Here is a 13,057-nt window from a genome sequence, read left to right as displayed (position 1 = left end):
CGAAACGACGACACACACGCCTGATGGTCCCTAAAGACAAGGATAGCACGCCTCCGAAAAAGAAGGTTCTCGATCTGATCGAGGAACCGAAGGCATCGACGCGCCGCGAGCGCCAGCGAGCCGCTCAAGTTGCAGCCGACACACCGCCGCCACCAAGCGCCCTCGACAAAGCCAAGGCTGCCGCCCTTGATCTCTTCGACGAAGGCGGAAAGAAGAAGCGCAGTGGCGTCCGCAAGACCGAGCAATCGGGCAAGGCCGTGTTGCCGACCATTTCCAAGCTGCTGGAAGAGGAGAAGCCTGCACCCGCTCCCGCGGCACCGGCTCCTCCCCCGCCGCCAGCCGAGTCCATCTCGCCAGCCGCCGCGGTCGAAGCGCCCGTCGAAGAATCCGGCGACAGTGGCAACGTCATCAGCATCAAGCCGCCGATCATCGTCAGCGAGCTCGCCACCCGCATGGGCCTCAAGCCCTTCGTGTTGCTGGCGGATCTGATCAAGCTCCAGGTCTTCGTCGCTCCCCATCAGGCGATCGAGCCCGAAACGGCCGCGAAGGTTTGCGAACTCCACGGCTTCATCTTCGAGCGCGAGAAGCGCGAAAAGGGCGGCGGCGTTCACAAGATCGAGGAAGTCGTCGTCGAGCCGGAAAAGGTCCAGGACGAGCCGGAAGACGTACTCCAACTCCGCCCGCCGATCATCACCATCATGGGCCACGTCGACCACGGGAAGACCTCCCTGCTCGACTACATCCGCAAGTCTTCGATCACCAAGGGCGAGGCCGGCGGCATCACCCAGCACGTCGCCGCCTACAAGGTGGAGCGCGAGGGCAAGCCGGTCACCTTCATCGATACTCCGGGTCACGCCATCTTCTCCGACATGCGCGCCCGCGGTGCCGACATCACGGACATCGTGGTGCTCGTCGTCGCCGCGAATGACGGCATCATGCCGCAGACGCTGGAAGCGATCGAACACGCGAAGAAGGCCGAAAAGACCATCATCGTCGCCATCAACAAGGTCGATCTGCCGACTGCCAACGTGATGCGGGTGAAGACCCAGCTCGCCGAGAAAGGCCTGCAGACCGTCGACTTCGGCGGCGACGTCGAATGCGTGGAAGTTTCCGCTCTCACCGGAGCCGGTGTCGATGGCTTGCTCGAACTCCTCGCCCTCCAGGCCGAGGTGCTCGAACTCAAGGCCAACCCGAAGGGCAATGCCCGCGCCTCGATCATCGAGGCACGCGTCCAGCCCGGCCGCGGCGCCACCGCTTCGGTCATCGTGGAAACCGGCACCCTCAAGGTCGGCACTCCTTTCATCTGCGGTCCCTTCGCCGGCAAGGTGAAGTCGCTCATCAACGACCGCGGCGAATCCGTCAAGGAAGCCAAGCCCGGCACCCCAGTCGAAGTCATTGGCTTCGACGAGATGCCGAACGTCGGCGACAGCCTCGTCGAAATGGACAACATCCGCGCAGCCCAGAAGCTGGCCGATGAACGCCAGCTTGACCGCCGCAACGATCGCCTCCAGTTGACCCGGAAGAGCCGCATGGAGGACCTCTTCTCCAACGTCATCGAAGGCACCGGCAAGGCCGTCCTCAAGGTCGTCCTCAAGTGCGACGTGCAGGGCTCGGTCGAAGCGATCAAGCGGGCCATCGGCGACATCAAGTCCGACAAGGTTACCACCCAGATCATCGTGGCTGCTGCCGGTCCGATCACTGCGGCCGACGTCCAGATGGCAAGCTCCGCCGACGCGGTGGTGCTTGGCTTCAATACCAAGGTCGAGGCCAACGCCGTCAAGGTGGTCAAGTCCGAGGGCGTCCAGGTGAAGCTCTACTCGATCGTTTACGAACTGATCGATCAGGTCCGCGAGGCGATGCTCGGCATGCTCGAGCCGCTCACCCGCGAGAACATCATCGGCCACGCCGAGGTGAGAATGATCTTCAAGCTCTCCAAGTCGAAGGGCCGCGCCGCCGGTTCATACGTCACGGATGGCAAGATTCATCGCAAGGCCCACGCCCGCGTCATCCGCGGTGGCGTGCCGGTCTTCGACGGCAAGATGTCCACCCTCCGCCGCTTCCAGGACGAAGTGGAAGAGGTCAAGTCGGGCATGGAATGCGGTATCCGACTCGGTGAGTTCAACGAGTATCAGGAAGCCGACGTCATCGAGTGCTACACGCTCGAGAAGATCCCGCAGACGCTGTAAGCTGGGGGCTGGTTTTCCAAGACAAAGGCAGGAACTGATCCATGGTTCCTGCCTTTGCTGAAAACTTGAAACTTCAAACTGAACACATTCCCATGTCCCAACGCATCGACCGGGTCAATGAGTTGCTGAAGCGCGAGATCGGCACCGTGGTCCAGAAGGACTATGAGTGGCATGGCGCCCTCGTGACCGTGAACGCAGTGGAGACTACCCAGGACATCAAGGAAGCCAAAGTCTGGATTGGCGTCCTCGGCGGCCGGGTCGAGCCCGTGCTCGAAAAGCTCAATCGCGACCACGGCGCGATCCAGAAGAAGATCTCGAAGCGCGTGGTGCTGAAGTCGACACCCATTCTGTCTTTCCGTCACGACGGCTCCGCCGAGCGCGGCGTGGAAATCGTGAACCTTCTCGACGAAGTCGCGAAACTGCCCACGGCGAAGGACGCGGACGAACCGCAGGACTGAAGCCTCCGGGGAATTGACCTATCCTCTGCCGCCATGATGAGATGGTGGCAATGAGTTTCTCCCTTCCCCAGGTGCTGGCCGCCTTCGGCTCGCTGGTATATTTCGTGGTACAGTGGGCCGGCATAGTCTTTCTCCGGCGGTCTTCGGCCAGACTCCCGTGGTGGCTGATGTTCTCGGGACTGCTCGTTGGCACCCTTACCTCTATCTACTTCATCGTCGGCCCGATGATCGGATTGTCCCGGTTTGGGAATCCTAGGATCTGGGAATGGTGGTCCATGGCCTCCCGCTTGGGGGGTGTGGCTTTTGCCGTGGGATTCACCTTGTACGCGCTCCAGATGGCCCGCGCCTTCCAACGCCAGGCCGAGCTTGAGCAGTTGGTCGCCGCCATGTCAGAGGACATGGATAGACTCCGCAGCGAGGGCTCCCGGCCATCGTAGGAGGCTGGCTTCTAACATGTCCCGGGAAGTTTTGGTGACGGGATCGCCTTTCCCCGGCCGAAGGCGTGTCTTGACAACATTTTTCTAAAAATTTAAGGGATGCGTGCTGTCCACGTTTGTCACCCTTCAAGATATGAGAATTTTCGCGCCCTCGCTTGTCGCCGCTTGCTTGTCGCTCCCCGCCCTCGCAGGCACCGTAGAGCCGCCGCCCAAAACCAACTCATCCCTTCCCATCGATGAGAGCCTTCTCACCGAACGTCCCTATAACCTCAACGGCGTGGTCTATTCGGACGACAGCCGCGGCAGCGGCGTGGTCGCACAAGATCGCCATCTGTTTTTGACCGCCGGGCACGTGCTTTATGATGACGCAGGCAGCCGCTGGAGCCTGCCTCCGCTCTGGTTCAGCGGCGTGAATTCCGAAGACGCACCCGCCGAGGAATCGGGCGTCCAGGCCCGCGGCTTCTTCCGCTGGGCATCCTACGCGAAACAAGTCGAACTCTCGGGCTCCAATTCCAGAGCCGCATTCACCCGTGACGCCGCCCTCGCATGGTCCTTCGACCTCTTCACCGAGGAAGCACCCGCCGTCGTGGATTTCAAGGGCGCCGTCAATTTGCGCGCAGGCATCCCGTCGATGATCACCGGCTATCCTGCCCTGATCGACTACACCGGGAATGAGGGGAACTACTACCTGCACACCACCCTCGAAGAGGCCCATCCCTTCAAATCCGAACAGGGAAACTATCTCTACGCCACTCACATCTCGACCGGTCCCGGCAACAGCGGCGGTCCGGTATGGGTTCGCGATGGAGAAGGCGGATGGAAGGTCGGCGCCCTACTCGTTTCCGGTCGCCCTTCGGAAGCCGGACTCTACGCCTTCACCTCCGAGATCAAGAGCCTGTTCAAGAGCGCCCAGCCCGTCCTGGGTGAGTCAGTCACCGGCACGGTCAAGGACACCTCGAGCGTCACCACCAGCAGCCGCCTCGCCGCGCTTTCCACCCCGAAGGTGATTCCAGACGGCCGCCAGAAGTGGACTCGCATCCCGCTGAAAATCGGTGCTTTCCCGGAAGGCTCCGTGATCTCCTTCGTCCGGCTGAATCTGACCATCACCACCAACCACGTCGGCGATCTCGTCGTCGGCCTGTTAGGCCCGGATGGCACCTTCGTTCTCCTCCACGATAGCGAAGGCGCGGGTGCCGATGACCTCGTCATCAATGACATGGACCTCAGCGGGGAGTTCATCGGTGGCGGCGAAAGCACCACCGAAGGTATCCCCGGCAAGTGGCAACTCCTGGTGCAGGATCGCCTGACCGAAGACATCGCCACCGTCACACGCTTTCAACTGGAAGTCGGCACCGACTGAGCATGGCTCGCCCCCAGGCCTTACCCTTGGTTCTCATCGCGGTCGGCGGACTCGCGGGATGGATCGCGCTTTCGCACGGCCCTCGGGAAAACCTTGCCTCCACCCCACCTCCACCGCCGAAGCAAGCGACCCCACCGGCTCGCTTGGACGTGCCCGGCCACAAGACCATCTTGTCCGACTGGCAGGAATGCCTTTCGCGATGTGAGAATGGAGACGATCCCGCCAAGCTGAAGCAATGGCTCGTCACCACCAAGAGTCGGTGGCTTGAAGAAGAGCCGGATGTCGTGGCCCAGACGATCGGCCAACTGCTCCGCAGCGGTGCCGACGCCAAGACCGGCATCGCCTTCGAAACCGGGCCCGGCCGTGCATTGCGTGGCTGGCCCACCATGCGGGTCTTCCTTCTCGATGTCTTGTCCGTCACTGATCCGGACCTTGCGATGGAGATCGCTCGCGAAGTCCTTACGACCACCTCTTCCGCGGAAGAGTTCGCCGTGGCGCTGAAACCGCTGACCTTCGGCGAGACGTGGCGCGCTTCCGACAAGGAACTCGCCGGGTATTTCTCGAAGATGTTGGAGACGCCTGCCTGGCAGGATTCCGTCGGATTGGCGGAAGCCCTCGATCTTTCCCGCTTCTCCCGGTCTCCTGAAATCGCAGAAAGCCTCGCTCACTGGGTCGATCATTCCCCAACCGCTCTCAAGGCCGGATCCTTCGCCCTCCATGAAACGGCAGCAGAGCAGCCGGCCTTGGTGGCGGAACTGATCTCCACGGACGATAGCCTGTTCGCCGCACAACCGGACCTCCGCGCCAGCCTCATGGCACGGACCAATGTCTCGGACCCAGCCCAAGCGGGTCAGGTGGAAGCCTATCTCAAGAATCCGGAAATCCCCCAATCCGAGAAGCAGCGCTTCCTCTCACTCTTCCCCCTGCGTAGCGCGACCACCGGCTATCGCCTCTATGGCAAGCCACCTGCGCCGTTTCAAAAAGACCAGGTCCAAGCCGGTGACCAAGCCGCCCTCGCCATGGTGGCCGCTTGGAAAAGCGATCCCGGACTTGCCAACCTTGCCGGAGATTTCGCGACACTCGAAGGACGCCTGCAGGGATGGACCAAACAGGCAGGTAATTGACGGCATGGCTGAAGTTTCCTTGGATGCGGCATGGCCACCGCATCGTCTTGGATCGGCATCATCGTCCTGATCCTGTTTCTCGGTCTGATGTCCGGCTTCTGGGCCGGAATCGTCGGCCTGTGGAAAGCCCGCCGGGGTGCGGCGTGGTGGATGATGGCCATTGGCATAACCTTCCTGACGATCGGGCCCTTCCTCTACTCAGCAGGCACGATGATCCTTTTCCGGTCCTTGGGGTCGACTTCCGCAAGCGCTAGCTCCAGTGCCTTTTCGGTCGGAGGATCCGCAATTCCCGGCCTTCTGATGGCCGGTGGCTTGTTGATTCCTATCGGATTGATCTTGTTCTCGGTGGGCTTCGCGATTCATGGATTCGCCGCTGCACGCGCGACAAATCGCGCCGAAGAACTCGAGCAATTGACCGCCGCGATGTCCGAGGAAATCAACCGGCTGCGTGAAGGAGGTCCGATCGCGTGAGTTCCGACAGCTTCGCCTTCCTCGACCTCGCGGACGGACGTTCCCTCGTCGGTCGCGGACCATTTGCGTCGTCCGCTAAGCCACCACACGATGGCGTCGCGTTTTACCGGAATGACTTCGGACTAACATCCACCGAGCCGTGGTTGGTCCCTCAACATTGGGAAGTCGTCGGTCGAAATGAAGTGGCGGCATTCATCGCCGAAACCGATGGCGTTCCCACCTGCAACTGGGAACCACCGGACGCCTCCGACTTCGCCGCCATCTTCCAGGAAATCAGCGCCGCCATCCGCACCGGCACCTTTGAAAAAACCGTCCCCGTTGTCGTCGAGCGCGGGACCTTGGAAGAGCCACCCGGCCATCGCCTGCTGGCAACTGCCGCGGGAAGCGAGGAGCCCCTGTTAGGCTACGGCTTTTCGGATGGAATCTCGGGATTCGCCGGAGCCTCGCCGGAACAGCTCTTCTCCATCACCGGCACCATCTTGAAAACGATGGCCCTCGCCGGCACCGCTCGCACCGAAGAACGCGACGTCCTCGCCGTGGATGAAAAGGAGATCCGCGAGCACGAATACGTCGCCCAGTCACTCGTCTCCAAGCTCGGCGACATCGGCCGTGTCCGCCGTGGCCCGCGCGGCATCATGGAACTCGGCTCCATCGTTCACTTCCACACCCCCATCGAAGTCGATCTCATCGGCGATGAAAGCCCGGCCCAATTGGTCCGCCGCCTTCACCCGACGCCCGCGCTCGGTCCCCTGCCCCGCACGCCCGAAACACTGCAGCAGCTCATCGATTGGCGTCGCCGTCTCGGCACACCAGAAGACTTCGGCGCCCCATTCGGCGCGATCCTCGACGGCGAATTCCACGCCATCGTCGCCATCCGCGGCCTCTGGTGGCACCACCGCGAGGTGATCCTCCCCGCCGGCTGCGGTGTCATCGAGGCCAGCCGCCTCGTCAACGAATGGCGCGAACTGCGCCTCAAACGCGAGGCGGTGAAAGCTCGCTTCGGACTGTAGCAGTCCAGTTCTTGCTTCGGGCCTGTCCGCTCTCCAATCTCCCGGACGTGAGCACCGCCCTCGATCGCCTCCGCACCTTGGCCCGCGAGCGGGCCGTCGTCGCCACCTCCGCCGCCACCATCGGCTGGGATCAGGAAACCTACCTGCCGGACGATGGCCACGAGTGGCGCGCCGATCAGCTCGCCTGGCTTTCGGAACGCGCCCACGAACTCGGCACTTCCGCCGCCTGGGGCGACGCCCTTGCCGCCGCCGAAGCGGATGCCACCGCACCGGCGCTGACCGCCGCCATGCGCCGCGATTTCGATCGCGCCACCAAGCTGCCCGGCGAGCTTGTCGCGAGAGAAGCCCAAGCGTCTTCGCTGGCTAAAGTCGCATGGGCCGATGCCCGCAAGCGCTCCGACTTCTCCTCCTTCGCTCCGCATCTGGAGACCATCCTCGGCATCGAGCGTGAGAAGGCGGAGCGCTGGGGCTACCAAGCCGAAGCCTACGACGCCTTGCTCGATACTTACGAACGCGGCTCGACCGCGTCCAACATCGCCTCTTTGTTCGATGCCCTGAAGCCACAGCTCCGCGAACTCGCCGCAGCCGCCGTGGAGCGCTCTAACAAACGCAACGCCACTCTTCCCGGCGGCCCCTATCCCATCGCCGCCCAGCAGGAGTTCAATGCCTTGGTCGCCGAATCGCTCGGCTTCGATTTCAAGGCCGGCCGTATCGACACCACCGCACATCCCTTCTGCACCACCCTCGGCCCGCGCGATATCCGGCTGACCACTCGCTACGATGAGAGCGATTTCACCTCCTCGCTCTTCGGCGTGATGCACGAGGCCGGCCACGGCCTCTACGAACAAGGCCTGCCTTCCAGCGAAGTCGGCCTGCCCTCCGGCGAAGCCGCTTCGCTCGGCATCCACGAGTCGCAATCCCGCCTCTGGGAAAACCACGTCGGCCGCTCGCGACCCTTCTGGGAAAAGTGGCTGCCCGTCGCCGCCAAACATTTCCCGCAGCTGTCCCACACCTCGCTCGATGACTTCCTCGCCGCAATCCACCGCGCGGAGTTCTCCTTCATCCGCGTCGAAGCCGACGAGGCCACCTACGACCTTCACATCCTCCTGCGCTTCGCCCTCGAGCGCCGCCTCGTCTCCGGAGAGCTCGCCGTCAAGGACGTGCCCGCCGCATGGAACGAAAGCTTCCGCGACCTCTTCGGCATGACACCGCCGGACGACGCCCACGGCTGCCTCCAGGACATCCACTGGGCGATGGGCGGCCTCGGCTACTTCCCGACCTACACACTCGGCAACCTCAACGCCGCCCAACTCTTCGCCGCCGCAAACACCCAGCCCGACATCGCCTCCACCATCGCAAAGGCCGAATACGGCCCGCTGCTCTCCTGGCTGCGCGACAAGGTCCACAGCAAGGGCGCCGTGCTCACTCCCACCGAGATCGTCACGCAAGCGACCGGCAAAGCCCCCTCACCCGAAGCCCACCTCGCCCATCTCAAGGCGCGCTACGTCGGCTGAAGAACTCACGGCGATCCCAGCCATGTCATTCCGCCGATTCTGTATCCTACTGTTCGTCGTCGGCTTGGCGTTGTTTCTCCGTTCCGTCTTTTTGCAGCACGGGGTTGCAGAAGTCGGCATGCCCGCCTCCGGAGCAAGCGAAGCTCATTCAGACGAAGGGAAGACTTCATCGACAGAAGCAGTTCGCTTGAAGGGCAAGCTCCACGAACGCGAACCGAAGAAGGAGCATGGCATTGACGAGATGTTCGCGGGATTGAGAGAGATCCTGCCCGGACAAACCGAATTCCCGGAGCAGACCTTGCAAGAGCGCATCCTCGCGATCAACGCGCTGCTGAAGAAAAGGGACATCAAGCTTCGCTTGGGCATGGACGAAGTCCTCTATCCTTCACCGCACCTGCTTGATAAGAATGTGCCCGCCTTCTCCCAAGAGGCCACGACTCTCAACCACATTCTCTTCCAAGCTGAGAGTTCCTTGAAAATGACCCACTATTTGAGTCAGGACGAGGGCGCGGTCTTGCTCATGGAAGGCAGTGGCGGCTGAGCAAGAAAAACGGCGGCCCACCGGCCGCCGTTCTAAAGTCTGGTGTCTGGAGTGTTCGCGCCTTCCGTCGCTTACTTGATCTCCATCCCGCTGTTCGGCCAGATCCACTTGGCGACCTTGCCATCCTTGATGAGGGCTTGGGCTTGGATTGTCTTCACACCGAAAATCGTCTCTGCCTTGTAGGCTGCTTGGCCGGTCTGATACTTCACACCGTCCACTTCCTTTTCCTCACCGGCCTTCCAGCCGAGCACCTGCTCAAAGGTGAATTCCTTCACCTGCTTGCCTTTGATGCTCTCCTGCATCGCCTTCACGATGTCGTCCGCACCCAGCGCGGCACCACCTGCAGTCGCGGCAGGCTCGGGCGTAGGAGTCGGTGCAGGCTCAGGAGTCGGAGTGGGAGCCGGTTCAGGCGTCGGTGCGGGCTCGGGTGTTGGTTCCGGTGTCGGGGTCGGAGCCGGTTCAGGCGGCGCGGGCTCGGGAGCAGGCTCCGGTTTCGGAGTGGGCTCGGGCTTTGGCGTGGGTTCCGGCTTCGGAGTCGGAGTGGGCGTCGGCGGCGCCGGGGTATCATCCCCGTCTTCCGGCAGGTTCTGCACCACGATGGCCACTTGGGTCCTCCCGGTCAGCGTCGGGCGCAAGCCCGGCTCCAAGTAGTAGCCAGCCGCACCGGCAGCAACGACACAAATGATCGGGAAAACAACGTTCATGTGACTGCGGATACGTAGGAGTTTAACACACCCTTTGACGAGAAATTTCACCGGTCCAACCGGCGATCCATTTTCCACCCGCCATCGCCCGTCCTTTCCGCTTTCCGGCTCGCCACGCCCCCCCGTAGCCTCCGCCCATGTCTCGACTTTTCCTGCTGGATGGGATGGCGCTCGTCTATCGCGCCCATTTCGCCTTCATCCAGAACCCCATCCGTAACTCCAAGGGCGTCAACACGTCAGCCCTCTACGGCTTCATCAATACCCTGCTGACGATTCTGGAAAAGGAGAAGCCGACCCACCTCGGCGTCGCTTGGGACACCTCCGCCCCCACCCCCCGCCACGAGAAATTTCCCGCCTACAAGGCCCAGCGCGACGAAATGCCGGAGGAACTCGCCGCTGCCATCCCGAATGTGAAGCGCCTCTGCCGCGCCTTTCACCTGCCGCTTCTGGAAATCGACGGCTACGAGGCCGACGACCTGATCGGCACACTGGCCAAGCGCGCCGACGCGGAGGGCATCGAGACCTACATGGTCACGCCGGACAAGGACTTCGCCCAGCTCCTCAGCGAGCGCACCTTCATGTGGAAGCCCGGCAAAAAGGGCTCCGAGCACGAAGTCATCGGCGTCCCCCAGCTCCCGGAAATCTGGGGCGTGAAGGATCCGCACCAGATCATCGACCTGCTCGGCCTCATGGGTGACGCCGTCGACAATATCCCCGGCGTCCCCGGCATCGGACCCAAGACCGCGCAAAAGCTCATCGCCGACTTCGGCTCCGTGGAAAACCTCCTCGCCAATCTCTCGTCCCTGAAGGGTAAGCAGAAGGAGAACCTCGAAACCTACGCCGATCAGGCGCTGCTTTCTAAGGATCTCGCCACCATCATCATCGACGCACCGATCGACGTCACCTGGGCAGACCTCGCCCTCTCCCCGCGCGATGATGAGGCAGTGAAGGCTATCTTCACCGAGTTCGAATTCCGCACCCTCACCAAGCGGCTCTTCGGTGAATCCGCCAGCACCGCTGATGCTCCAGCGGAAGCCAGCGAAACCACATCGCCCGCGCCGGTCTTCTCCCACCTCAAGACCATCGTCGAGGTCCCGCATACCTATCACCTCGCCGACACCCAGGAGAAACAAGCCGAGCTCTTCGCCCAGCTCGCCAAACAAGAGCGCTTCTGCTTCGACATCGAGAGCACCTCGCTCGATCGCTTCGCCGCCAGGCTGCTCGGCGTCGCCTTCTCTTGGAACGACTACGAAGGCTGGTATCTCCCCTACTCCGATTCGCTCCTCCCGGACCTCCGCAAGGCGCTCTCCTCACCCGCGGAAAAGATCGGCCACAATCTCAAATACGACCTCTGCGTCCTGCACCAGCACGGCATCGAAGTCGCCGGGCCCATCTTCGACTCGATGCTCGCCCACGGCCTCGCGTTTCCTGACCAGCGCCACACCATGGACTACGTCAGCGAGACCATGCTCGGCTACACGCCGGTCAAGCTCATCGACATCGCCAATGCCGTCCCGTCACCCGCGGCCAGCGATGATCTCTTCGCCTTTGCCGAAACCAAGAAGGCGTCCAAGGAACTCGACATCGCCTCCATTCCACTCGCCACGCTGGCGGAATACGCCGCCGAAGACGCCGACGTCACCTGGCAGATCGCGGGAAAACTTCGCCCGCTGTTAGACGGACAGCAGCACGTCTTCAGCGCCATCGAGTGCCCCCTCTTGCCCGTGCTCGTCCGCATGGAGATGGAAGGCATTGCGATCGATCCCACTGCCCTCGTCGAGATCGGCGCACAGCTCCAGCAGCGCATCGATGAACTCTCGAAGTCAATCGCCGCCCATGTCGGACGCCCCTTCAACCTGAACTCCCCCAAGCAGCTCGGGGAAATCCTCTTCAACGAACTTGGCCTCGCCGACAAGGCGAAGAAGACCAAGACCGGCCAGTTCAAGACCGACGAAGCCACTCTCGCCTCGCTCGCCGGCAAACACCCGATCATCGACGAGATCCTCGAATACCGCGAAGCCACCAAGCTGAAGGGCACCTACCTCGACGCCCTTCCCGGCCACATCGTTCAGAAGACGAACCGCATCCACACGCAGTTCCACCAACTCGTCGCCGCGACCGGCCGTCTCGCCTCGACCGATCCGAACCTGCAGAACATCCCGATCCGCTCCGCGCTCGGCCGCCAGATCCGTAAGGCCTTCGTCCCCCGCGAAGGCTTCACGCTGCTTTCTTGCGACTACTCCCAGATCGAGCTCCGCGTCATGGCCTCCCTCGCCAACGACGTCTCGATGATCGAGGCATTCCGCGAGAACCGCGACATTCACACCGCCACCGCCGCCAAGGTCTGGGGCATCGCCGAAAGCGAAGTCACCCGCGAGCAGCGCAGCGGCGCGAAGATGGTGAACTTCGGCATCATCTACGGCATCTCCGCCTTCGGCCTCAGCCAACGCCTCGGCATCCCCCGCGGCGAGGCCGCGGACATCATCAACAACTACTTCAAGGAGTATCCCGCGATCAAAGAGTTCATGGATCGCACCATCACCGAGGCCCGCGACAAAGGCTACGTCGAGACCCTCAGTGGTCGCCGCCGCCATTTCCCCGATCTCACCTCGGCCAACCAGACCATCCGCGGCAATGCCGAGCGCGCGGCGATCAATACCCCGATCCAAGGTACCGCCGCCGACATGATCAAGCTGGCGATGATCCGCATCGATGCCCTGCTCCGCGAGACGTCTCGCCAAACCAGGATGCTTCTCCAGGTCCACGACGAACTCGTTTTCGATCTCGCGCTTCCAGAACAAGAAGAACTCATCCCGCAAATTCTTCATGCCATGGAGACCGCACTGCCGCTTCCCGGAGATGTGCCGATCCTGGTCGAACACGGCACCGGTCCAAACTGGTTGGCGGCGCATTAAGCAACGTGGAAGACTTTCTGCGCCGGGAAAAACGCATTCGGCAATCCCGATTGCCGAATTTGGGCGTGTTGCACTACGGCGAGTTATCCGCTCATAAAAAATTCGTTATCATGCCCTATTGATTGTCGGGAGATCCGGGCGAATCGTGCCCTCGTCATGAGACGCTGGTCCCCCACTGATTCCCTTCGTGTGATCACACGGGGCCAGGGTGTTGTAACACTGGGTGTAAACTTCCGGTTCGCTGACCGCGTGAAGCCACAGAGGAGGCTTCCGAATGGCTGGTAGCAGTGAACCGGTGGGACAGAACGCGGCGGCATCGGCTGGGGGGCCGATGCCG

At 62.3% G+C, this 13,057-nt stretch carries 11 protein-coding genes; 10 read left to right on the top strand and 1 reads right to left on the bottom strand.

Annotated features, from left to right (window positions below; genetic code table 11):
* The first annotated feature begins 23 nt into the window (after window positions 1-23).
* From infB to WKV53_RS25825, 9 genes are all read left to right on the top strand, one after another.
* Complete coding sequence (gene infB, locus WKV53_RS25865; RefSeq protein WP_341407737.1) at window positions 24-2,186, top strand: translation initiation factor IF-2; 2,163 nt, start codon at window positions 24-26, stop codon at window positions 2,184-2,186.
* Between the two features lie 92 nt (window positions 2,187-2,278).
* A complete protein-coding gene (gene rbfA / locus WKV53_RS25860) occupies window positions 2,279-2,644 on the top strand; it encodes a 30S ribosome-binding factor RbfA (RefSeq protein WP_341407736.1) in 366 nt (121 codons plus the stop codon).
* 50 nt (window positions 2,645-2,694) lie between these two features.
* Window positions 2,695-3,081 (top strand): hypothetical protein, encoded by a 387-nt coding sequence (locus tag WKV53_RS25855; protein ID WP_341407735.1) that lies wholly within the window; start codon window positions 2,695-2,697, stop codon window positions 3,079-3,081.
* A 133-nt stretch (window positions 3,082-3,214) separates the two neighbouring features.
* Window positions 3,215-4,441: a proprotein convertase P-domain-containing protein gene (locus tag WKV53_RS25850; RefSeq protein WP_341407734.1), complete on the top strand. Its 1,227-nt coding sequence runs from the start codon at window positions 3,215-3,217 to the stop codon at window positions 4,439-4,441.
* Between the two features lie 2 nt (window positions 4,442-4,443).
* Window positions 4,444-5,565 carry a hypothetical protein gene (locus WKV53_RS25845; RefSeq protein ID WP_341407733.1) on the top strand — a complete coding sequence of 374 codons (1,122 nt, stop codon included), beginning with the start codon at window positions 4,444-4,446 and terminating at the stop codon, window positions 5,563-5,565.
* 30 nt (window positions 5,566-5,595) lie between these two features.
* Window positions 5,596-6,036, top strand: a complete 441-nt coding sequence (locus WKV53_RS25840) for a hypothetical protein (RefSeq protein WP_341407732.1) — start codon at window positions 5,596-5,598, stop codon at window positions 6,034-6,036.
* Window positions 6,033-7,046 (top strand): chorismate-binding protein, encoded by a 1,014-nt coding sequence (locus tag WKV53_RS25835; RefSeq protein ID WP_341407731.1) that lies wholly within the window; start codon window positions 6,033-6,035, stop codon window positions 7,044-7,046. Before WKV53_RS25840 ends, WKV53_RS25835 begins: the two co-directional genes overlap by 4 nt.
* A gap of 47 nt (window positions 7,047-7,093) precedes the next feature.
* Complete coding sequence (locus tag WKV53_RS25830) at window positions 7,094-8,560, top strand: carboxypeptidase M32 (RefSeq protein WP_341407730.1); 1,467 nt, start codon at window positions 7,094-7,096, stop codon at window positions 8,558-8,560.
* A gap of 22 nt (window positions 8,561-8,582) precedes the next feature.
* Window positions 8,583-9,101: a hypothetical protein gene (locus WKV53_RS25825; RefSeq protein WP_341407729.1), complete on the top strand. Its 519-nt coding sequence runs from the start codon at window positions 8,583-8,585 to the stop codon at window positions 9,099-9,101.
* 71 nt (window positions 9,102-9,172) lie between these two features.
* Here the strand turns inward: WKV53_RS25825 and WKV53_RS25820 are convergent, their stop codons facing one another.
* A complete protein-coding gene (locus WKV53_RS25820) occupies window positions 9,173-9,805 on the bottom strand; it encodes a hypothetical protein (RefSeq protein WP_341407728.1) in 633 nt (210 codons plus the stop codon).
* A gap of 137 nt (window positions 9,806-9,942) precedes the next feature.
* Between WKV53_RS25820 and polA the strand changes: the two genes are divergently transcribed.
* Window positions 9,943-12,720 (top strand): DNA polymerase I, encoded by a 2,778-nt coding sequence (gene polA, locus WKV53_RS25815; protein ID WP_341407727.1) that lies wholly within the window; start codon window positions 9,943-9,945, stop codon window positions 12,718-12,720.
* Window positions 12,721-13,057 lie beyond the last annotated feature (337 nt).

The sequence above is a fragment of the Luteolibacter sp. Y139 genome, assembly GCF_038066715.1.
Taxonomy (GTDB): domain Bacteria; phylum Verrucomicrobiota; class Verrucomicrobiia; order Verrucomicrobiales; family Akkermansiaceae; genus Haloferula; species Haloferula soli.
The sequence above is the reverse complement of the archived record's forward strand: the minus strand, read 5'-3'. Positions and strand labels throughout refer to the sequence as shown.